This is a genomic window from Ideonella benzenivorans, assembly GCF_020387415.1.
Lineage (GTDB): Bacteria > Pseudomonadota > Gammaproteobacteria > Burkholderiales > Burkholderiaceae_C > Ideonella > Ideonella benzenivorans.
In genome coordinates, this window is sequence record NZ_JAGWCB010000008.1 from 1 (window position 1) to 20,246 (window position 20,246).

Here is a 20,246-nt window from a genome sequence, read left to right on the forward strand (position 1 = left end):
GCTGTAGCCCTGCTGGCGCAGCGCCGCCAGCGTCACGCGGTCTTCAGCTTGCAGCTGCCTGTATCTCATCTTCATCTTCACACCTTACCGGAGGGGCAAGGTGTTGCACTTCGGATTTGAGAACGCCCCACAAAAAGACAGACCCGCGGCGCGAATCTAGGGATTCGTTTGGCTTGACGGACGGGGAAGCCCTTGTGGTTTAACATGAGGGGTAACAAGACAGCGCCGCCGACTTGGCATCCCCTCGATGGAATGTAGGCCTCTGCGCACTCACGATTGGGAAGGGTGCAGCAGCCTTAGGAACGACCAGTTTAGGAAGATTATGGCTAGGCCTGCTGCTTCCTCTGGACCCTTTGCCAGCGCGGCAGCGTACGCTTGCTTCTGTATGGGCACCCAATTGATCTTCAGTGCGTTCAGCTCTTCAACTGAGAGCTTGTGATCTTCGCGGTGAGCGTAGGCGTTTCGAATGTTGTTCAACGCCTTCGCCGCGCTGACATATGGCGGGGGTAGAACACCAAGAGCATCTGCTAGATCGACCTTCATCTCGAAGGTGACGCGATGGTTGTGGAAGAACTTCTTTGGCTTCTCTAGCTTTCGCGAGACCAACGTCTCTATCGTCCGTTCTATCAAGAGATGGCCGCGCAACACCTTTGACAGCTCTGGCGCTTCTTCAAGCGCGAGTAAGCCCATTCCGTACTCGTCCAGTTCCTCATGAGTTGCCGTGTCGAAGTCAATTGCTCGTGGCTGTCGGCGTGTGCGCATAGAGGTCACCCAGAGGCCTAACGTTTGAGCTCAGGCCGCGGCCCGTCAGGGCCGTCGTGCCTGCAGCGAATTGTTAGGCGAATCCGAACTGCTCTTGGCGCAGCGAACTGAAGATATCAGATTGCCAATTTCATCACCGAAAAGCGCAATGTAGCTATCACTCAACCCTCGCGAACTGCTGGGGTGCGGCAGGGACACGACGCTACACCTCTGAAAGCTCTGGAACCCAACCTTGAATCTGCGGCCAGGAAACTCCTTCTGAACTTTCCGTAGCGGATTGGTCTCCCGGCCTACAATCGCAGAGAACCGAGCCAAGATCGACGAATTCTGCAGAACGTCAATCATTACAGACCCCATGAAGATGATTAAGGCCGGATCCAGCTCCGATATGTGGAATAGGAAGTTATCTACCTGCGCAGGATCAGAGAGCTTGGCGTAATAGCTACCTTCAATGTGGTGGCCCTCCGTATTACACCAGTTGGTCTGCACAATGCATTTCTCAAGAACTCCACCAAGTCCCTCGCGGTTTAGCGGATTCCCCCATAGCTCGAACCACCGATGTATGCGATTGTCATAGCGCCACCCCAATGCGCGATCTCCATGCGCCGGTGTTTTATTTGAGAAGGTTGTCTCCGCATACTTATCAAAAAATGGCGCCGGATTCCCCGCCGCAAAGAGGCGCTGATCATCTAGGCTGAACCCCCACTCGTAGCCGCAGATTAGAATCCCGCGCTTATCGTTGAGCCCAGGGAAGACACTGTTTGCGAGGTTCAGTTCTTTGGCCACCGCAGCCACCTCCAGATTCGCCTAACTAGTTATATACGTCAAAATTGACGGATAACACCCCGACGTGATGGATAACATTCCAGCGCATTGCAGGCCAAGTGCTTGTCGGGATTGATATTTTTCGCTTGCGTGCAGGATAACATTCCACGCAGCGGCGTCAAAAGCGGCGAAATCCCCCCATTTGGGGGTGAGCAGGGGGCACGGCTTGATCGTGTTCTGGCCGCGGCTCGGCCTGCGCCGGCGGTGATGACCACCGGCCGGAGCAGCGTCTTGTGGGAGGAATTTGGGGAGGCGCCTTCCCAGGCGCCCACGGTCACAGCCCCAGCTTCGCCGGATCCCCGCGCCCGGCCCGCACCAGCGCCGGTTCGTCACCGGTCAGGTCGATCACGGTGGAGGGCTGGCCGGGGCAGCCTGGCGCACTGATGACGCCGGCCAGTTGCTTCTCGAAGCGGGTGCGGATCTGGTCCGGGTCGTTCAGGGAGTCGGTCTCGCCCGGGGGGATGAAGGTGGCGGCCAGCAGGGGCTGGCCCAGTTCTTCCAGCAGCGCCTGCATGACCGGGTGGTCGGGCACGCGCAGGCCCAGGGTGCGGCGCGAGGGGTGCGAGAGCCGGCGCGGCACTTCCTTGGTGGCTTCCAGGATGAAGGTGAAGGGCCCGGGCGAGCCCAGCTTCACCAGGCGGAACTGGCGGTTGTCCACCATCGCGTAGGTGGACAGCTCAGACAGGTCGCGGCACAGCAGCGTCAGCAGGTGCTTCTCGTCCATCTGGCGGATGCGGCGCAGCTGGTCGACGGCGTTCTTGTCGTCGAGCTGGCAGACCAGCGCGTAGCTGGTGTCGGTGGGCACGGCCAGCACGCCGCCCTTCTGGATGAGCTGGACGGCCTGCTTGATCAGCCGGGGCTGCGGGTTTTCGGGGTGAATGTCGAAATACTGAGCCATGCCGACATTGTGTCAGCCTGGGGCGCCGCCGGGCGCTGGGGGCTCAGTGCTGGGCCAGGCTGGCTTCGTAGCGTTCGGCCAGCCGGTCGGCCCACAGCGACCAGATCGGCGTGACCTGGCCGGGCAGGTCGGGCAGGGTGCCCAGTTCGACCCGGCTTTCGCCCGGGGCGTGGAAGTCGCTGCCGCGCGAGGCCAGCAGGCCGAATTCACGCGCCATCTCGGCGTACTTGGCCACTTCGTCGGGGAAGTGGCTGGCGCAGGTCACTTCGACCGCCCGGCCGCCGTGTTCCCGGAATTCGGAGAACAGCGCGTACTCGGCCGTGGGGCTGAAGTGGTAGCGCGCGGGGTGGGCGATGGCCGCCACGCCGCCGGCGGCGCGGATCCAGCCCACCGCTTCGCCCAGGCCGGCCCACTTGTGCTCGACAAAGCCGGGCTTGCCTTCTTTCAGGAAACGTTGGAACACCTCCTGCACGTTGGCGCAATGGCCTTGTTCGACCAGGAAGCGGGCGAAATGGGTGCGGGACACCAGCTCCGGGTTGTCCGCGTAGGCGATGGCGCCTTCGTAGGCGCCGGGGATGCCGGCCTTGGCCAAGCTGTCGCCCATGGCCCGGGCGCGGCCTTCGCGGCCGGCGCGCAGCGCGGCCAGGCCTCGAACCAGGCCAGGGTGTTCGGGGTCCACGTCCAGCCCGAGGATGTGCACGGTTTCACCGGCGAAGGTGACGGACACCTCCACGCCGGGCACATAGGCCATGCCCAGCGCCTTGGCCGCGGCGGCGGCTTCGGCTTGGCCGGCCAGTTCGTCGTGGTCGGTCAAGGCCCACAGCACCACGCCACCCTTGCGGGCGCGTTGGGCCAGTTCAGTGGGGCTGAGGCTGCCATCCGAGGCGGTGGAGTGGCAGTGCAGGTCGGCGTTCAGAAGATGCACCCGTGTATTGTAGGAAAACCCTCATCCACGTGCGGGCAGTGGGGTCAAGCCCGGCCGGCCGGGCGTCGGGCCAGGCCGGTGTGGATCAGCGTGGCGTCGTTGGCCCGGAATTGCTGGACCAGGTCGCGGCGGTTCAGGGCCTTCCAGTCTGGGTGGGCCAGGTCGACCACCCACCAGTCCAGCGGCAGGGCCTGGGCCAGCCGGGGCGCCAAGGCCGCGCCCCAGCCCTGTGGCTCGGGCTGCACCAGTGTGCGGGCGCGTTCGATCACCAGCAGGTGCAGGGCCCAGCCTTTGGCTTGGGTGCTTGTCTTGCACCACAGCCAGGCCCGGCCGACCGCATGTTCGCCCTGCAGCAGGGCCTGCACCGGCTGCAGCACCGAGGCGGGCAGGTCCGCCGGTCGCAGCGTCTGTTCGCCGTCGAAGTCGCGCAGCAGGGCCAGGGCGTGGCGGGCTTCGTCTTCCAGGGCGTGCAAGCGGCTGCGGGCGGCCTGCAGGCGAAGGAAGTCCTCGCGCAGCGCCAGTTGCTGCACCAGCAGACGGGCGGCCGGCACCCGCCAGCGGGGATCGGCCGCCAGGGTCTCGGCATAGCTGGCGGATGCGCGGCCCTCGTCGGTCAGGGTCTGCAGCAGCGCCAGGGCTTCGGCCTGCGCGGGGTGCAGCGCCGGCTGGCGCCCCGGGGGCTGCAACGGCGGCTCGCCGGCCAGCAGCGCACGGGCCAGGCCCAGCCGGGCCTCGGCCGGGGCCGCGTGCTGGGCGATGACCTCGCGCCACCGCGCGGCGCTGTCGGCCGGGGCGCGCAGGGCCTGGGTGAGCCGGCCTTGCCACAGCGCCTCGGCCCGGGGCAGGCGGCCGTGCTCGGCGGTGGGGGCGGCAGTGTCCAGCGCGGCCAGCCATTGCGTCTGCAGGCGGTGGGCCTGGTGCTGGGCCAGCCAGTCGTCGGCCACGCGCTGCTGCCAGGCAGCATCCAGCGCCGTGATGGCCGCAGGCAGGGCGGCGCCCAGCAGCACCTCGGCCGCGGCGGCACGAGGCGGCGTGGGCGTGGGGAGGGTCTCCGTCAGGGCTTCCAGGCGTTCGCGCAGGCTGGCCTGTCCTGCCCCGGGGCGAGCCGGGGTGCGCAAGGCCTCCTGCAGCCAGTGCGGGGCATCCGGGTGTTGCAGCGCCTGGCGCAGCAGCACCCGCAGGTCCCGCATCGGCTGGGCCGTGGGGCGGCGTTCGGTGGCGGTGGTGGCCCAGACCTGGGGCCAGAACTGTTGCTGGAGAAATCGTTCCAGCATGGCTTGGGCGAGCAGGCCCTGGGCCAGCTGCTCAGCCCCCGTTGGGCCGGCCCAGCGCGCGGCCCAGGCGTCAGCCGCCAGGCCCTGGGCGCGGGCCAGCACCTGCGCCCGCGCCTGGAAGGGGCGCACCCCGCGGGCAAAGACCCACAGCAACCAGCCGGTGGCGCGCGGTCCGGGGGCGGCCGGCCGTCGGGCTTGCAGCACGGCCTGCCAGCGCGCGTGCCAACGGCAGACCCAGGCGGCCAGCGAGCGCTCTTGCCCCTGGGCGAGCTCCCGGGCCAGCAGCGCGGCCGCCTGCGGGCCGTCCAGCCCCATCAGCAGCGGCAGGCCGATCGACAGACGCGGGCGCCCGCCGCCCAACAGGCCCCACCGGGTGCCGGGGGCCAGGCCCACCGTGGGCGGGTCGGTCAGGCACAGGTCCGGCCGTGTGCGGCTGCCAAGGGCGCTGCCCAGCCGGCGCAGCAGTTCGGCCAGCCGGGGATGCTCGTCGGCCGCCACAGGGATGCCTTCGGCTGGCGGCGCCAGCGGCAGCCAGGCGGCGGCCCCCAGCCACAGCGCGGCCCCGCAGGGCAGGGCGAGCAGCCCCCACAGCGCCGAGCCACCAGCCACCCAGCGCCCGATGGCCCACAGCAGGCCGGCGGCGGGCAGCAGCAGGGCCAGGCCCAGCCCGGCCAGCAGCGCGGCGGCCAGCAGGGCCGTTCCGCGGGTGAAGCGTTGCGGGTGTTGGCGCCAGGCCTGTTCCAGGCGGCTGGCGTGGCGAAGATCGGCGGGCGTGTTCACGGGGTTCCTGTCGGCGTGGTCCGGATTCTCTCTGCAGCCCGGCCCACCTATCATTGGCGGGTCACCACTTGGGGTTTCGTTTCATGCTGCCGCTGTCCCGTCCCGCCACCCAGCAACTGCGCGATGCGCTGGCCGGTGAGCCTGTGCGCCTGGTCGAATGCGTGTTGGGTGATTTCACTTCCGTGGCGCGGGGCAAGCTGGTGCACGCCGATGATTTCGTGGGCCTGGGCGGTTGCCGCCTGCCATCGGTGGTGATGGGGCTGACACTGACCTCGGGCGAGCCGGAGGCCGTGTTCGGCCCCTTGCTGCCGGACACTTACGACGACATGCACCTGGTGCCGGATCTGCACACGCTGGCGCCCCGCCCGGGCCGGCCGTCCGAGCGCACGGTGATCTGCGAGCCCACCGGCCCGCTGCGCACCGCTGCCGGCATGGTCGATGCCTCGGCCTGGTCGCCACGGGCGGCGCTGCGCCGCGTGCTGGCCCGCTATGCCGAGGCCGGCTTGCAGGCCCAGGTGGCGCCGGAGCTGGAGATGTTCCTGCTGACGCGCGACGCGCTGGACGGCACGCTGAAGGCGCCGGCCGGCCACGCCGCCGCGCCCACGCGCGAGCGTGCCTGCGAGGCGCTGTCGCTGGAGCGCCTGTCCCACTTCGAGGCCTATTTCGATGCGCTGTACGCGGCCTGCGACGCGCTGGGCATCCCGGTCAACGGCCATGCCCATGAATCGGCCTTGTCGCAGTACGAGGTCAACTTCCGCCACGGCGAGCCGCTGGCGATGGCCGATGCGGTGTTCCGCTTCAAGCGGGTGGCCCGGGAGATCGCCGCGCGGCACGGCTTCCTGTGCAGCTTCGCGCCCAAGCCCTTCCCGGGCGAGCCGGGCACGGGCATGCACTGGCACTTCAGCGTGCAGCGCCGCGGCGCTGAATGGCCGCATCTGTTCGCTGAGCCCGATGGGCGCGACAGCGTGTCGCTGGGGCGCTTCGTGGCCGGGTTGCAGTCCGAGGCGGCGGGGGCCATGGCCTTCTTCGCGCCGCACGACATGTCTTATGTGCGCATTGCGCTCAGCAATGCCTCACCCTCGCACGCCAGCTGGGGGCCGGAGGAGCGTTCGCTGGCCTTCCGCATTCCGGCGTCCGGCCCGTCCAGCCGCCGGGTCGAGAACCGGCTGCCGGGCGGCGATGCCAACCCCTACCTGACCGTGGCGCTGACGCTGGGCCTGGGCTTGCATGGCCTGCGTTCGGGGCTGGTGCCGCGCGCCGGCGCGGACGAGGACCTGGCGCTGCCGCGCGACCTGCCCAGCGCGCTGGACGCGCTGGCCGGCAGTGCCGTGCTGCGGGAGTTGCTGGGGGCGCCGCTGGTGGACACCTACGTGGCCATCAAGCGGCATGAACATGCCGAGCGGGCGGCGCTGGCCGACCCGCGCGCCGCCTGGGACCTGACCCACCTGCTGGAACTGGCCTGATCAGCCCCAGATCAGCCAGGCCACCACGGCGGCCACCAGGGCCAGCTTGGTCAGCTGATAGACCGTCTTGTTCCAGTTCTTGAAGCGGCGGCGCCACTGGCCCATCACCGCCGAGATGATGAACAGCCGGTTCACCAGGCCGGTCTTGTCGCCCTGCTCGTTGGGCGAGGCGGCGGCGGCCACCAGATGGCGGCCGAACCAGTGGTTGAAGGCGCGGGCGAAGCCCCAGCGCTGCGGCCGCTCGATGTCGGCGAAGAAGATCAGCCGGTTCTGGTCGGTGTTGTTCTCGACGTGGTGGATGTAGCTCTCGTCGAAGATCACGCCTTCACGGTCGCGCCAGCTGTAGCGCTGGCCGTCCACGTCGATGAAGCAGTCGTCGCTGTTGGGCGTGGCGATGCCCAGGTGGTAGCGCAGCGAACCCGCGTACGGGTCCCGGTGCGGGCGCAGCGTGGCGTGCGGCGGCAGCTCGGTGAACATGGCGGCCTTGATCGACGGGATCTGCTGCAGCAGCTCGGTCGTCTTGGGGCACAGGCGCTTGGCCGAGGGGTGGGCGTCGTCGTACCACTTCAGGTAGAAGCGCTTCCAGCCCGACTTGGCGAAGGAATTGAAGCCGGCGTCGTCGTTCTGATCCGGCCGGCGCAGCTTGGTGGCTTCCATCAGCGCCAAGCCTTCGGCCTTGATGATGTCGAAGTTCTTTTCGATCAGTTCCAGCTCGGGGAAGGTGCTGACCGGCAGGTAGGGCTTGTTGGGCACCGCCGACGTGGCATACAGGAACACGTTGACCGGGGCCAGCAGGCCGGAGTGGTCGAAGACCTGCTTCCAGAAGGTGTGGCGCACGCGGCCACGCAGGTGCACCACCAGGATGGAGGCCAGGAAGATGACCGGAATGGCCCACTTGAGCAAGACATGGCTGAGCATCCCGCCATTTTCCCCAAGATGGGCTCAGCCTGCACGCGATGGGGCGGTGGCCTTGATGGCGGTCAATTGCCGGTCGTGCCAGCGCCGCAGCAGCGTCAGTGACAGCAGGGCGCCCAGGCCGGCACAGGCCATGTCCTCTTGCGTGTCCCAGGGGTCGCCTTGGGTGCCCAGGAAGGCATCGGCCCCCTGCTGCAGGGCCACGGCGGCCCCCCATTCAAGCAGCTCGTACCAGGCGCTGATGGCCTCGGCCACGCACAGGCACAGAAAGCCCAGCAGCCAGGGGCCGGCCTGCAGGCCGCGGCGCACCAGGATTTCACGGGCGATCAGCGCCGGCACGAAGCCCTGCGCCAGGTGGCCGATGCGGTCGTAGGGGTTGCGGCTGCCGTCCCACAGCGACTGCAGCCAGTGGCCCAGCGGCACCCGGGCGTAGGTGTAGGCGCCGCCGTAGATCAGGATCAGCGCATGCACCGCGATCAGCGTGGCCAGCAGCGGGGTGAGTGGAAAGCGCCGGTGGGTGGTGATCAGCAGCGGCGCGGCGATCAGCACCGGCGCCACCTCCAGCCACCAGGTGGCGCGGTCGTAGGGCTGCCAGCCCGACACCAGCAGGGCCAGCGCCACCGGCAGCAGCAGCCAGGCGTTGTGGCGCGCCGGGTCGGCGGCGGGCGGCGTGGGGGGCATGGGTTCAGCCCTCCCGCACGTCGCCGATCGGGTTCTGGCCGAAGTTGGGGCGGTCCAGCCAGCTCAGCAGTTGACGGGCGGTGGCGTCCGGGCTGCTCAGCTGGCCGTTCTGCCACAGCGATTCGAAGCGGTTCTGGTCGGGGAACGCGGCCGGGTCGGCACCGCGCAACTGCACCTGCATGTCGGTGTCCACCACGCCGGGGGCCAGCGAGACCAGCCGGGCGCCGTTGGGCTGATTGGCTTCTTCCAGGGCCACGGCGCGGGTGAAGTGGTCCAGCCCGGCCTTGGCGGCGCAGTAAGACGCGCTGCCGGCCATGGCGCGGCGGCCCAGCCCGGAGGAGATGCTCAGCACCTTGCGTGCGGCGCTCCAGTCACGGGTGCCGCGCAGGAACAGGCCGGTCAGCAGCATGGCCGCCTCCAGCCCGACCCGCAGCACCCGGCGGGTGTCGGCCGGCTCGCTGTCGGCCAGCGACTGCGGCGGGGCCAGCGCGCCGGCGTTGTTGATCAGCGTGACCTGGGTGAAGCGATCCAGGGGCTGGGCCTGCAGCCATTCCAGCAGGGCCCAGGCGGCGGGCTCGGGCTCGCTCAGGTCGTGTTCCCACTGCTGCAGCGTGGCGCCCTGGGCGGTGGCGAAGGTGTCCAGGTCTTCGCTGCGGTGGCGGGCGATGCCGATCACCTGGTGGCCGGCCTGCAGGCACTGGGTGGCCAAGGCGTGGCCCAGGCCACGGGACTGGCCGGTGAGGATGGTGAGGGAGGTCATGCGCCAGAGCATACGCAATCCCGCCCGGCACGGCGAGAATCGCGCGCATGACCGATGTTTCCGTCTCCAAACGCGCCCCCTCGTCCTGGTGGCGCAGCCCGCCGATGCTGGCACTGCTGATCACCGTGCTGCTGCTGGCTGCGGCCTTGGCGTGGCCGCTGCTGCGCTGGCGTCTGTCGCCGCCGGCGGCCGTGCCTGCCGAGCAGGGCCTGCCCTGGCAGGTGCGGGCCGATGACGGCGGTGGCAGCACCGTGTTCGGCCTGCACCTGGGCACCGCCACGCTGGCCGATGTGGAGCAGCACTGGGGCCAGGACCTGAAGGTGGCGTTGATCTCGTCGCAGGGCCAGGCGCCGGCGCTGGAAGCCTATGTCGAGAGCTTCCAGGCCGCCTATGTGAGCGGCAAGCTGGTGCTGACGTTGGCGGCCGACCCGGACTGGTGCCGCCGCGCCTGGGACCGTTCCCCGCGCGGCGCGGTGGACGCGGGCCGCGACGCCGCGGTGCGCCGGCGTGAGCTGAGCGCCGAGGACCTGGACCAGGCCCGGCGCCTGCCCATCGCCTCGCTGGCCTTCATTCCGGCGGCCCGGCTGGACGAGGCCACCGTGGTGCAGCGTTTTGGCCCGCCAAGCGAGCGCCACACGGACTCCGACGGGGTGCTGCAGCTCTTGTATGCGGCCCGCGGCGTGGCGGTGGCGCTGCCACCCGCCGAGGGCGACGCTGCACGCGCCAAGTCGGTGATCCAGTACGTGCCCCCGCGGGATTTCGTGCGCCTGCTGCAGGCGCCGCTGCGGGCCGCTTCCGCCCCCTGAGGCGGCGCTGCGCGCCTCAGCGCGCGTCCAGCGGCTGGCCGATGGTCAAGAAGTGGCCGCCGGCCACATGGTGCAGCGTGCGCAGGCCGGCCGGGGCGGCTTCAAAATCCCAGCGACCGTTGCGAAAGACGGCGTCATCGGCCCAGGCGGCCCGCACCTCGCCCAGGAACAGGTCGTAGCGCGCCTCGGTGGCGGGTTCGGGCAGGCGCACGCAATCCAGCCAGGCCACGCAGCCGGCCACCAGCGGCGCCAGGGCCGCCGGCTCGTCGAGCAGTTGCAGGTCCGGCTGGGCGAACTTGTCCACCTCGCGGCCGGTGGTGCTGCCCAGGCGCTGCACCAGGTCGACCTGGGCGGCGCAGGGCACGGCCAGCGCGAAGTGGCCCGAGCCTTCCAGCAACTCGCGGGTGAGGGTGGCCTTGTCCAGAACCACCGCCACCTTGGGCGGGTCGAAGTCCAGCGGCATGCACCAGGCGGCGGCCATCACATTGGCGCGGCCGGCATGGCGGGCGCTGACCAGCACCGTGGGGCCGTGGTTGAGCAGGCGGTAGCACTTGGCCAGTTCGACCGGTTGACGCATGGCGCGGGGGGATCGGTGGAAACCTGGATTGTCGGAGGATCCGGGGCCGCGCTCAAGTTGAAGGCCAGGGTGCCGAAAGTCCCGTTCATGGGGCAAGGCCATGCTGGCCTGCCGTTGCCGATGGGAAAGATCAACAATGAGATTCAGTGCCCGCCTGACCCTCACCACCGTGGTGCCGGCCGTGTTGTTCACCGCCGCCCTGGGGGTGTCGCTGGTCGGCCTGTTCCGTACCGAGCAGACCTATGCGGGGCTGCTGGCCCGCGAGGAGCGCCTGGCCGCCGGCGCCTCCGATCTGTACGCCCAGGGCCTGCAGATGGGCCAGGCCCTGCGCAACATCGCGCTGGATCCGGCGGACCAGAAGGCCCAGGACAACCTGAAAAAGGCCGATGAGGCGTTTGACCAGCGCTACAGGGAATTGGAGCCGCTGGCAGCGGGCACGCCGCTGGCCTCCTTGCTGGGCGAGGTGGCGACCTTGCGGACGGCACATCAGCAGGCCCAGCAGACCGTGTTGGCCGCGGTGGCGTCCGACCCGGCGAGCGCGCCCCAGCTTCTCAAGAAGCAGGAGACCCCGGCCTGGCGGGCCTTGCGGGCCAAGGTGCTGGACCTGGGCACGCAGGCCCAGACGATGCTGACCGACGCCCACGCGCAAGCCCAGGCGGCGGCGACCCGGGCCAAGGCCTGGGCCGTGGGGCTGGCGGGCGTGGCCCTGGTGGCGGCGCTGGCCTTTTTGGTGGTGGCGCGTCGCACCATGCAGCGCGCGCTGGGGTGTGAGCCCGAAGAGGCGAGCCGCATCCTGCGCCGCGTGGCGGGGGGCGATCTGGCCGAGCCGCTGCCGGTGGGGCAGGCGGGCAGCCTGATGCATGAGCTGGGGGCCACCCAGGCCGCGCTGCGACACCTGGTCGGCCAGGTGCGGCAACTGGCCGACGGCATCCTGACCGCCAGTGCCGAGGTGGCCACCGGCAGCCTGGATCTGTCGTCGCGCACCGAACAGGCGGCCAGCCACCTGCAGGAGACGGCGGCCTCGATGGCCCAGATCTCCGGCTCGGTGCAGCAGGGCGTGGCGTCGGCCTCGGAGGCCAAGCGCCTGGCCGGCTCGGCCTCTGAGGTGGCCCAGCGCGGGGGCAGCGCGGTGCAGGACGTGGTGCGTGCGATGGCCGACATCTCCGACCAGTCGCGCCGCATCGGTGACATCACCGGGGTCATCGACGGCATCGCCTTCCAGACCAACATCCTGGCCCTGAATGCGGCGGTGGAGGCTGCACGGGCCGGGGAGTCGGGCCGCGGCTTTGCCGTGGTGGCCAGCGAGGTGCGGTCCCTGGCCCAGCGCTCGGCCGAGGCCGCGCGCGAGATCAAGACCCTGATCGGCACCAGCGTGGAGCGCATCGAGGGCGGCGCCAGCCTGGTGGGCCAGGCGGGGACCACCATCCAGCAGGTGGTGACCCAGGTGGCCCAGGTGGACACGCTGCTGGCCGAGATCACCCACGCCACCGCCGAGCAGGGTACGGGCATCACCCAGGTGAGTGCCGCCGTGAACGGGCTGGACGCGATGACGCAGCAGAACGCGGCCCTGGTGGAAGAATCCAGCGCGGCGGCGGCCACCCTCAAGGGCCAGGCCGAGGCGCTGCAGGCCGCGGTCAGCGCCTTTCGTCTGCCGGCCTAAAACGGCAGCGGGGCGCGCAGCGTGAGCGGCTCGCCACTGACCGGATGGGGCAGGGTGAGCGCTTCGGCGTGCAGCATCAGCCGCGGCGCGGCCGCCACCATCGCCGGTGGGGCGTAGAGCTCGTCGCCCAGGATGGGGTGGCCGATGGCCTGCAGGTGCACCCTCAACTGGTGCGAGCGGCCGGTGATCGGCGTCAGGGCCAGCCGGGCACCGAGCGGATGCTCGTCCAGGCGCTCCCACAGCGTCACCGAAGGCTTGCCCAGCTCAAAACTCACCATCTGCCGCGGCCGGTTGGGCCAGTCACAGATCAGCGGCAGGTCGATGCGGCCGTGGTCTTCCGCCGGCCAGCCGGCCACCAGGGCCTGGTAGCGCTTGCTGGTCAATCGCTGTTCGAAGGCGCGTGAGAGCGCGCGCTGGGCCGCCAGGCCACGAGCGAACACCAGCAGGCCGGAGGTGCCCATGTCCAGCCGGTGCACGACCAGGGCGTCGGCAAAGCGGGCCTGCACCCGGGCGGCGGCGCAGTCGGCCTTCTCGGGGCCGCGGCCGGGCACCGACAGCAGCCCGGCCGGCTTGTCGATCACGACCAGGGCATCGTCCACATGGACCAGGGCCAGTTCGTCGTCGGGCATGGGATGGGCGCACATCAGAAGGCCGGGATGGTAGTGCAGGTCATCCCCGCGGGCCGGGTCAGCCCGCAGACCCCCTGGGTACACTGACGGCCATGATGCAGTGGTTTCCGACGGGCTGGGCCCATTACCTCGTGGGCGGGGTGTTCATCGGGCTGGGGGTGGCGTGGCTGTTTCTGGCCACCGGCCGGGTGGGGGGCATGAGCACCGTGTTCTCCTCGACCTGGTCCTTCGTCTCGCGCCAGGTGTTCTTCCAGCAACCGCGTCTGCTCAACAGCCGGGCCTGGCGCCTGGTCTATGCGCTGGGGCTGATCCTGGGCGCGGCCGTGTGGTGGCTGTTCTGGGGGAATGGCCTGCCGATGCGCAGTGGTCTGCCGGTCTGGCAGCTGTTGTTGGGCGGCCTGTTGGTGGGTTATGGGGCCCGCCGCGGCAATGGCTGCACCTCGGGGCACGGCATCTGCGGCATGGGCTCGTTCCAGCTGCCATCCATGGGGGCGGTGCTGGTGTTCATGGCCACGGCCTTTGCCACGGCCCAGCTGGTGGCGGCGCTTCTGCCGGCGGGAGCCCACGCATGAGCGCGGTTGCCACCTCCACGGCCACTCCGGTGGCCGGCGCCTACCGCCTCACGCTGGCCCGCTTTCTGGCCGTGCTGCTGGGCGGGGCGTTGTTCGGTTTCGGCCTGTCGGTCTCGACGATGATCCAGCCCAAGGTGGTGCTGAGCTTCCTGCGCTGGCAGGACTTCGGCCTGGTGCTGGTGATGGGCGGCGGCGTGGTGCTGACCGCGCTGGCCTATGCACTGGTGCCGCGCTGGCGGGCCGCCCCCTTGCTGGGGGACCGGTTCGAGCGCCATGCCTCGGCCTGGAACCGGGACACGGTGATCGGCTCGGCGCTGTTCGGCATCGGCTGGGGCCTGTGCGGTGTCTGCCCTGGCCCGGCCATTGCCGGCCTGGGGGCCGGCAACTGGGACCTGCTGTGGGCCCTGGCCGGCATCTTCGCTGGTGCCTGGTGGCAAGGGCGCCAAGCCAGCCGGGGCTGAGCCCGGCTCACTCGTGCCGCAGGGCCTCGATCGGGTCCAGCTGCGCGGCCCGGCGGGCCGGGAAGTAGCCGAAGATCACGCCGATGCCGGCCGAGAAGGCAAAGGCCAGCAGGTTCACGCCGGGGTTGAACAGGTAGGGCACGCCCATCAGCGCGGTGATGCCCAGCGAGGCCCCGGTGGCCAGCACGATGCCGACCAGCCCGCCCAGCGAGGACAGCACCACCGCCTCGACCAGGAACTGCAGCAGCACCTCGCGCGCCAGGGCGCCGATGGCCAGGCGCACGCCGATTTCGCGGGTGCGCTCGGTGACGCTGACCAGCATGATGTTCATGATGCCGATGCCGCCCACCAGCAGGCTCACGGCCGCCACCGCGCCCAGCAGCGAGGTCATCAGCTGCGTGGTGCCCGACAGCGTCTGGGCGATCTGGGCGGTGTCCAGCACGTTGAAGTTGTTCTCGGTGCCTTCGGCCAGCTTGCGGCGCTCGCGCAGCAGCGTCGTCAGGTTGGCGGTGATGCGCGCGCTGTCGGCGCCGTCCTGCATCGAGATCAGCAGGGTGTTGATCTTGGTGCTGCCGGTGACCCGGCGCTGCGCGGTGCGCAACGGCACCACCACCGTGTCGTCCTGGTCCATGCCCATGGCGGCCTGACCCTTGGCGTTCAGCAGGCCGATGATCTGGCAGGAGAAGGACTTGACCCGCACCTGTTCGCCCAGCGGGTTGCTGCTGGCGCCAAACAGTTCCCGCCGCACGGTGGCGCCCAGCAGGCAGACGGCGGCGCCGGAGGCCAGCTCTTCGTCGCTGAAGGTGCGGCCAGAGGCCAGGCTCCAGTTGCCGGTGATGAAGTAGGCGTTGGTGGAGCCGGTCACGGTGGTCGACCAGTTCTTGCCATTGGCCACCACGGTGACGGCCGAGCGCACCTCGGGGGCCACGGCCTTGAGGCCGCCGATCTGGGCGGAGATGGCTTCGATGTCCGCCTCCTTGAACGGCGGCGCACCCGCGGTGCCCATGCCGGGGCCCAGGCGCTGGCCGGGGCGCACCTGCAGCAGGTTGCTGCCCAGGCTGCTGATCTGGTCCTGCACCGCGCGGGTGGCGCCGTTGCCGACCGTGACCATGGTGATGACCGCGGCCACACCGATCACGATGCCCAGCACCGTCAGAAAGGAACGCAGCAGGTTGCGGCGGATGGCCCGCAGGGCCAGCAGGATGGAGCTGCCCCACATCAGGCCTTCTCCTCGCTGGGTCGGGCGGCCTGAACCGGCGTCTGGGCTTCGTCACGTTCCAGTTGGCCATCCCGAAAATGCACCACCCGGTGGGCCCAGGCCGCCATGTCGGGCTCATGGGTCACCATCAGCACCGTGATGCCCTGGCGGTTCAGCTCACTCAACAGCGCCATGATTTCTGCGCCGCGGGCGCTGTCCAGGTTGCCGGTGGGCTCGTCGGCCAGCAGCACGGCCGGCTGGGTGACGATGGCGCGTGCGATCGCCACCCGTTGCTGCTGGCCGCCCGACAGTTCGCCGGGCGTGTGGTCCTCCCAGCCGTTCAGGCCAACCTGGGCCAGGGCGGCCCGGCTGGCGGTATGCCGCTCCGCTGCGGGGGTGCCGCGGTAGAGCAGGGGCAGTTCGACATTCTCCTGGGCCGAGGTGCGGGCCAGCAGGTTGAATCCCTGGAACACAAAGCCCAATTGGTGCCGGCGCAGCAGGGCGCGCGCGTCGCGGTCCAGCCGCTCGACGTGGATGCCATCGAAGAGGTATTCGCCGCTGCTGGGCGTGTCCAGGCAACCCATGATGTTCATCACCGTCGACTTGCCCGAGCCACTGGGGCCCATGATGGCGACGAATTCGCCACGCTGCACATCCAGGTCGACGCCGCGCAGGGCCTGGAAGGCGATGGCGCCCTGGCCGTAGGTCTTGGTGACGCCGCGCAACCGGATCAGGGGCTGGCCCGCGGGCGGGGCCTCTGCCGGGGCCGGGCTCACGGCGTGGCTCCGCTCTGCTGCTCGGTGATCACCGCCATGCCAGGGGCCAGGCCGTTGCCGCTCACCTCGGTGAACCGGCCATTGCTCAGCCCCACCTGCACGTCGATGGCGCGCGGCTGGCCGGCTTCCAGCACCCAGACGCGCCGGGTGCTGCCATTGCGGGAATCGGTGCGTGCCGTGCGGCTGGCGGTGTTGGGGGGGCGGGGCATCAGCTTGGACACGATGCTGCCGCCCGAGGCAGACTTGGCGACGGCCGAAGGGCTGAAGTTGAGCGCGCTGCGGGGCACCAGCAGCACGTTCTTGTGCACGGTGGCGGCAATGGCGGCGGTGGCGGTCATGCCAGGGCGCAGCGTCAGGTCCGGGTTGGCCACTTCCAGTTCGGTGGTGTAGGTCACCACGTTGTCGGTGATGGTCGAACCGTAGGCCACGCGGGTCACGGTGGCCGGGTACTTGCGGTTGGGCCAGGCGCTGACGGTGAACTGGGCCTGCTGGCCGTTCTGGACCTGGCCGACATCGGCCTCGTCCACGTTGACCGACAGCTTCATGTGGGTCAGGTCTTCGGCGATGGTCAGCAGCGTGACCGCCTGCAGCGAGGCCGCCACGGCGTTGCCAGGGTCGACCGAGCGGGTGAGCACCACGCCGTCGATGGGCGAGCGGATCGAGGCCTTGTTCAGGTTGGTCTGGTTGGTGCGCAGCGTGGCCTCGGCCTGGACCACCGCGGCGCGGGCGGCGGCCTCGGCGGCCACCGCGCGGTCCATCGTGGCCTGGGCCGCGTCCAGGTCGGTGGCGGCAGGCACCTTGCCGCCGGACAGGCGCCCCACGTCCTTCAGGCGCTGCAGCGCCACGCGGGATTCCTTCACCGTGGCCTGGGTCTGCAGCAGTGTGGCTTTGGCGCTGTCCAGCGCGCCCTGGGACAGGGCGACCTGGTCCTTCAGCTTGGAGGTGTCCAGCTCCACCAGGACCTGGCCCTTCTTGACCCGGTCGTTCACGTCCACCAGCACCCGGGTGACGGTGCCGGAGAGTTCGCTGCCGATGTTGACGGAGCGGGTCGGCTCCAGGGTGCCGTCGGCCGAGACGGTCAGCGACAGATCACCCCGGGCCAAGGTTTCGGTGATGTAGCGGGGCGCTTGCTGGGCGGCGTTGTGGCGCATCCAGACCAGCGCACCGGCCACGGCCAGCACCCCGATACCGATGGCCAGCCAAGTGCTGCGGCGACGCCAGAGGGGCTGGCTGTCGCCTTGCAGCCAAGCGGGCAGGGCGCCCGTCGAGGAAGAGGTCTCGGGCGGGGTGTCGTGGGTCATCGTTCGGTCCGGAACAGGGAAGTCCAGGGAGAGGTCTCGCGGGGCGGCTGGGGTGCGGGCAGGGCAGCCGTCAGGTCGGCCTCGGTCCAGCCGCCCCCCAGGGCCTTGTACAGCCGCACCAGCGACAGGGTCTGGTCGGTGCGGGCGCTGGCCAGCGTGGTCTGCAAGGTCAGCAGGTTGCGTTGGCTGTCCAGCAGGGTGGCGGTGTCGGTCAGCCCGGCCTCATGGCGGTAGCGGTTGGTGTCCACCACCCGCTGGGCGGCCTCGGTGGCCTGCTGCAAGGCCTGGCAGCGGGCCACGCTGTCGCGCGTGGCCACCAGGCTGTCCTCCACATCCTGCACGGCACCCAGCAGGGTCGATTCATAACTGGCACGGGTCAGATCCCAGGCGGCCTTCTGTTCGGCCACCAGGGCTTCGCGCTTGCCGCCTTCCCAGATCGGCCAGTCGATGTTCAGCCCCAGGGCAGCGACCGCCGTGGCGCCGTGGGTGAGGGCGCTCAGGGCGATGGCCTGCAAGCCCAGTGAGCCGGTGATCGCCAGCGTCGGTTCGCCGTCACGCCGGGTCTGCACCATGCTGTACCACTGGGACAGCACCTTGGCTTCGGCCGACCGCAGGTCGGGCCGGCGCCGCAGCAGGTCGGCCGGCACCCCGGCGCGCAGGCGGGCGATCAGCGGATCGGTCGCCGGCCAGGGGGCTTCGCGGGTCAAGCGGTCGTGCAGCTCGACTGGCGTACGGCCGGTGAGCAGCGCCAGCTGATGTTCATACTGAGCCGCTTCGGTGTGCAGGGTGGGCAGGCTGGCCCGGGTCTGTTCGGTGCTTTGCCGGGCCTGGTCCTGGTCGAGCTGGCTCAGCAGGCCGGCCTGGGCCTTCCAATCAATGAGCTGCTGGGTTTCCTGCTGGGATTGCAGGCTGGCTCCGGCAATGCGTTCACGCCACTGGGCGCCGCGCCATTCGAAGTAGGCCAGCGCCACCTCCGAGGTGATGACCATGCGGGTGGTCACCCAGTCGTCGGCCGCGCTGTGCATCGTCGCATCGGCGGCCTTCACGCCGGCGTCGATGGCATGGTTCCAGTCCAGCTCCCAGCTGGCGCTGACGCCCACCTTGTAGAGCCGGCTGGTGTCGCTGTCGATGCGGTTGCGGGTGGCGGACACTGGGGTGGAGAACTGGGGCCGGCCCCCGGCGGCAATCACCGCCCGGCTGGCCCGCGCCTGGGCCAGGGTGGCCTGGGCCGAACGCAGATCGGGGTTGCGCGCCAGCGCCTCCTGGATCAGCCACTGCAACTGGGCGTCATCAAACTGCTGCCACCACTGGGCAAGGGTGTCCTCATCCGCCGACTGGCCCGTGCCGGCATCGGCGCGCAGCCAGGTGCCGGGCAGCGCATCACCCAAGCCCTGGGTGGCGTTGCGGGGATCGTCACCCGCCTGGGCGAAGGCGGTCGTCAGCAACAGACCGAGGAACCAGCCCAGCCGCCTTCGTGAGCGGGCGCTGGTGGCCAGCCGGTGGGGCGACGGGAGCACGACAAGATCCTCGGGGCGGGTCATGCCCCATGATAGTCAGCCTGTCGGGCGGACTCCGGATCCCCGGCGCCTAAAGCAGCCAGGATTGACATCAGTCAATTTTCCGTGGGGCCGTCGCCGAGGCGCCCTGCGGTGCGTCAGGCACGAAAAAGCCGCCCGCAGGCGGCTTTCGTTCTTCAGGTCGGGAAGGATCTCACTGGCTGACAAAGGCCCGTTCGATCACGTAGTCGCCCGGCGTGGTGGTGCTGCCTTCCTTCAGGCCGCGCGCTTCCATCATGGTCTTCAAGTCGCGCAGCATCTCGGGGGAGCCGCAGATCATCACGCGGTCTTCGGCGGCGTTGAGCTGCGGAATGCCCAGATCGTTGGCCAGCTGGCCGTTCTCGATCACGGTCGTCACGCGGCCCTGGTGCTGGTAGGGCTCGCGGGTCACGGTGGGGTAGTAGAGCAGCTGCTTGCTGATCATCTCGCCCAGGAACTCGTGCTGGGGCAGCTCCTGGGTGATGTAGTCGTGGTAGGCCAGCTCGTTGGCATGCCGCACGCCGTGCACCAGCACGACCTGCTCGAACTTCTCGTAGGTGTCCGGGTCGCGGATGATGCTCATGAAGGGCGCCAGGCCGGTGCCGGTGGACAGCAGGTACAGGCGCTTGCCGGGCACCAGGTAGTCGATCAGCAGGGTGCCGGTGGGCTTCTTGCCGACGATGATGGAGTCACCCACCTTGATGTGCTGCAGACGCGAGGTCAGCGGGCCGTCCTGCACCTTGATGCTCAGGAACTCCAGCGTCTCCTCGTAATTGGGGCTGACGATGGAATAGGCGCGCAGCAGCGGCTTGCCATCCACCTTCAGGCCAATCATCGTGAAGTGGCCATTCGAAAAGCGCAGACCGGTGTCGCGGGTGGTGGTGAAGCTGAACAGCCGGTCGGTCCAGTGGTGCACGCTCAGCACGCGCTCTTCGTGGAAGGCACTCATTCTTGTCGGATCCTGGGAGCAAGAGGGAAGTGGGAGGTGTCGGGGTTGCCAAGACGGAAAAGGTCTGCTTGGCAGCAAAGCTCGCATTGTCTCTCAAGCCAAGAGGTCACTTCTGCGCAGGGTCAAGTGCCCTGGGCCTGTCTTGACTTCGGACATGAAAAAGGCTCCCGAAGGAGCCTTGATGCAACCGCCTGACCCAGGCCGTTGCCGGGAGAACGTCGCAGCTTATTGAGCGGCGGAAGCAGCGGCTTCAGAGGCAGCAGCCTTGGCCTTCTTGGCCTTGTGGTGCACCTTCTTGGCCTTGTGAGCAGCCTTGGCCGGAGCAGAAGCCGCAGTGGAGGCAGCGTCAGCAGCAGGAGCCGCGTCGGCAGCAAAGGCACCGATCGCGAACATCGAGGCGGCAAGGGCAGTCAGCAGCTTGGTCATGTGGGTTTCTCCAGAGGAATGAATGAGTGACGACATCGTCACGATGAACAACGAGAAGACTTCCGCTTGGGTT

Annotated in this window: 21 protein-coding genes; 5 read left to right on the top strand and 16 right to left on the bottom strand. The window is 69.4% G+C overall.

All coding sequences use genetic code 11. The features are described from left to right. Positions 1-270: 270 nt before the first annotated feature. The 5 genes from KGA65_RS05725 to KGA65_RS05745 form a co-directional block, all read right to left on the bottom strand. On the bottom strand, positions 271-690 hold the full coding sequence (locus KGA65_RS05725; protein ID WP_225862195.1) for a hypothetical protein: 420 nt from the start codon (positions 688-690) through the stop codon (positions 271-273). 117 nt (positions 691-807) lie between these two features. Further along, positions 808-1,548 carry a hypothetical protein gene (locus KGA65_RS05730; RefSeq protein WP_225862196.1) on the bottom strand — a complete coding sequence of 247 codons (741 nt, stop codon included), beginning with the start codon at positions 1,546-1,548 and terminating at the stop codon, positions 808-810. A 313-nt stretch (positions 1,549-1,861) separates the two neighbouring features. Further along, on the bottom strand, positions 1,862-2,485 hold the full coding sequence (locus KGA65_RS05735; protein ID WP_225862197.1) for an L-threonylcarbamoyladenylate synthase: 624 nt from the start codon (positions 2,483-2,485) through the stop codon (positions 1,862-1,864). Positions 2,486-2,528: 43 nt separating this feature from the next. Next, the gene (locus KGA65_RS05740) at positions 2,529-3,410 is read right to left on the bottom strand and encodes a 3',5'-nucleoside bisphosphate phosphatase (protein ID WP_225862198.1); all 882 of its coding nucleotides are present in this window, start codon (positions 3,408-3,410) and stop codon (positions 2,529-2,531) included. Between the two features lie 44 nt (positions 3,411-3,454). Beyond that, complete coding sequence (locus KGA65_RS05745) at positions 3,455-5,464, bottom strand: M48 family metalloprotease (RefSeq protein WP_225862199.1); 2,010 nt, start codon at positions 5,462-5,464, stop codon at positions 3,455-3,457. A gap of 83 nt (positions 5,465-5,547) precedes the next feature. Between KGA65_RS05745 and KGA65_RS05750 the strand changes: the two genes are divergently transcribed. Beyond that, positions 5,548-6,927 carry a glutamine synthetase family protein gene (locus KGA65_RS05750; protein WP_225862200.1) on the top strand — a complete coding sequence of 460 codons (1,380 nt, stop codon included), beginning with the start codon at positions 5,548-5,550 and terminating at the stop codon, positions 6,925-6,927. Here KGA65_RS05750 and KGA65_RS05755 read toward each other — a convergent pair whose 3' ends face one another. From KGA65_RS05755 to KGA65_RS05765, 3 genes are read right to left on the bottom strand one after another with little or no spacing between them, the layout of a single operon-like run. Continuing rightward, positions 6,928-7,830, bottom strand: coding sequence for an aspartyl/asparaginyl beta-hydroxylase domain-containing protein (locus KGA65_RS05755; RefSeq protein WP_225862644.1), 903 nt, complete (start codon positions 7,828-7,830; stop codon positions 6,928-6,930). Positions 7,831-7,869: 39 nt separating this feature from the next. Beyond that, entirely contained in the window at positions 7,870-8,523 is a 654-nt protein-coding gene (locus KGA65_RS05760; RefSeq protein ID WP_225862201.1) for a DUF2238 domain-containing protein, read from the bottom strand. A gap of 4 nt (positions 8,524-8,527) precedes the next feature. After that, positions 8,528-9,283, bottom strand: coding sequence for an SDR family NAD(P)-dependent oxidoreductase (locus tag KGA65_RS05765; protein ID WP_225862202.1), 756 nt, complete (start codon positions 9,281-9,283; stop codon positions 8,528-8,530). A gap of 47 nt (positions 9,284-9,330) precedes the next feature. Here KGA65_RS05765 and KGA65_RS05770 point away from each other — a divergent pair, with 47 nt between their 5' ends. Continuing rightward, entirely contained in the window at positions 9,331-10,089 is a 759-nt protein-coding gene (locus KGA65_RS05770; RefSeq protein WP_225862203.1) for a hypothetical protein, read from the top strand. Between the two features lie 16 nt (positions 10,090-10,105). Here KGA65_RS05770 and KGA65_RS05775 read toward each other — a convergent pair whose 3' ends face one another. Continuing rightward, positions 10,106-10,666, bottom strand: coding sequence for a flavin reductase family protein (locus KGA65_RS05775; RefSeq protein ID WP_225862204.1), 561 nt, complete (start codon positions 10,664-10,666; stop codon positions 10,106-10,108). A 136-nt stretch (positions 10,667-10,802) separates the two neighbouring features. On the opposite strand from KGA65_RS05775, the gene KGA65_RS21045 reads away from it, so the two are divergent. Beyond that, the gene (locus KGA65_RS21045) at positions 10,803-12,326 is read left to right on the top strand and encodes a methyl-accepting chemotaxis protein (protein WP_310740942.1); all 1,524 of its coding nucleotides are present in this window, start codon (positions 10,803-10,805) and stop codon (positions 12,324-12,326) included. Here KGA65_RS21045 and KGA65_RS05785 read toward each other — a convergent pair. Continuing rightward, positions 12,323-12,955 carry an RluA family pseudouridine synthase gene (locus KGA65_RS05785; RefSeq protein ID WP_225862205.1) on the bottom strand — a complete coding sequence of 211 codons (633 nt, stop codon included), beginning with the start codon at positions 12,953-12,955 and terminating at the stop codon, positions 12,323-12,325. The two genes, KGA65_RS21045 and KGA65_RS05785, sit on opposite strands and share 4 nt — an antisense overlap. 92 nt (positions 12,956-13,047) lie before the next feature. Here KGA65_RS05785 and KGA65_RS05790 point away from each other — a divergent pair, with 92 nt between their 5' ends. Both KGA65_RS05790 and KGA65_RS05795 read left to right on the top strand, forming a co-directional pair. Continuing rightward, the gene (locus KGA65_RS05790) at positions 13,048-13,527 is read left to right on the top strand and encodes a YeeE/YedE family protein (protein ID WP_225862206.1); all 480 of its coding nucleotides are present in this window, start codon (positions 13,048-13,050) and stop codon (positions 13,525-13,527) included. Then, complete coding sequence (locus tag KGA65_RS05795; RefSeq protein WP_225862207.1) at positions 13,524-13,988, top strand: DUF6691 family protein; 465 nt, start codon at positions 13,524-13,526, stop codon at positions 13,986-13,988. Before KGA65_RS05790 ends, KGA65_RS05795 begins: the two co-directional genes overlap by 4 nt. 7 nt (positions 13,989-13,995) lie before the next feature. Here KGA65_RS05795 and KGA65_RS05800 read toward each other — a convergent pair whose 3' ends face one another. The 6 genes from KGA65_RS05800 to KGA65_RS05825 all read right to left on the bottom strand — a co-directional run bounded on the left by KGA65_RS05800 (position 13,996) and on the right by KGA65_RS05825 (position 20,173). Beyond that, positions 13,996-15,207: an ABC transporter permease gene (locus KGA65_RS05800; protein ID WP_225862208.1), complete on the bottom strand. Its 1,212-nt coding sequence runs from the start codon at positions 15,205-15,207 to the stop codon at positions 13,996-13,998. Then, a complete protein-coding gene (locus KGA65_RS05805; protein ID WP_225862209.1) occupies positions 15,207-15,962 on the bottom strand; it encodes an ABC transporter ATP-binding protein in 756 nt (251 codons plus the stop codon). Before KGA65_RS05805 ends, KGA65_RS05800 begins: the two co-directional genes overlap by 1 nt. Beyond that, entirely contained in the window at positions 15,959-17,263 is a 1,305-nt protein-coding gene (locus KGA65_RS05810; RefSeq protein ID WP_225862210.1) for an efflux RND transporter periplasmic adaptor subunit, read from the bottom strand. Before KGA65_RS05810 ends, KGA65_RS05805 begins: the two co-directional genes overlap by 4 nt. Beyond that, entirely contained in the window at positions 17,260-18,780 is a 1,521-nt protein-coding gene (locus KGA65_RS05815) for an efflux transporter outer membrane subunit (protein WP_225862211.1), read from the bottom strand. Before KGA65_RS05815 ends, KGA65_RS05810 begins: the two co-directional genes overlap by 4 nt. A gap of 193 nt (positions 18,781-18,973) precedes the next feature. Continuing rightward, positions 18,974-19,747 (bottom strand): ferredoxin--NADP reductase, encoded by a 774-nt coding sequence (locus tag KGA65_RS05820; RefSeq protein WP_225862212.1) that lies wholly within the window; start codon positions 19,745-19,747, stop codon positions 18,974-18,976. A gap of 225 nt (positions 19,748-19,972) precedes the next feature. Next, a complete protein-coding gene (locus KGA65_RS05825) occupies positions 19,973-20,173 on the bottom strand; it encodes a hypothetical protein (RefSeq protein ID WP_225862213.1) in 201 nt (66 codons plus the stop codon). Positions 20,174-20,246 lie beyond the last annotated feature (73 nt).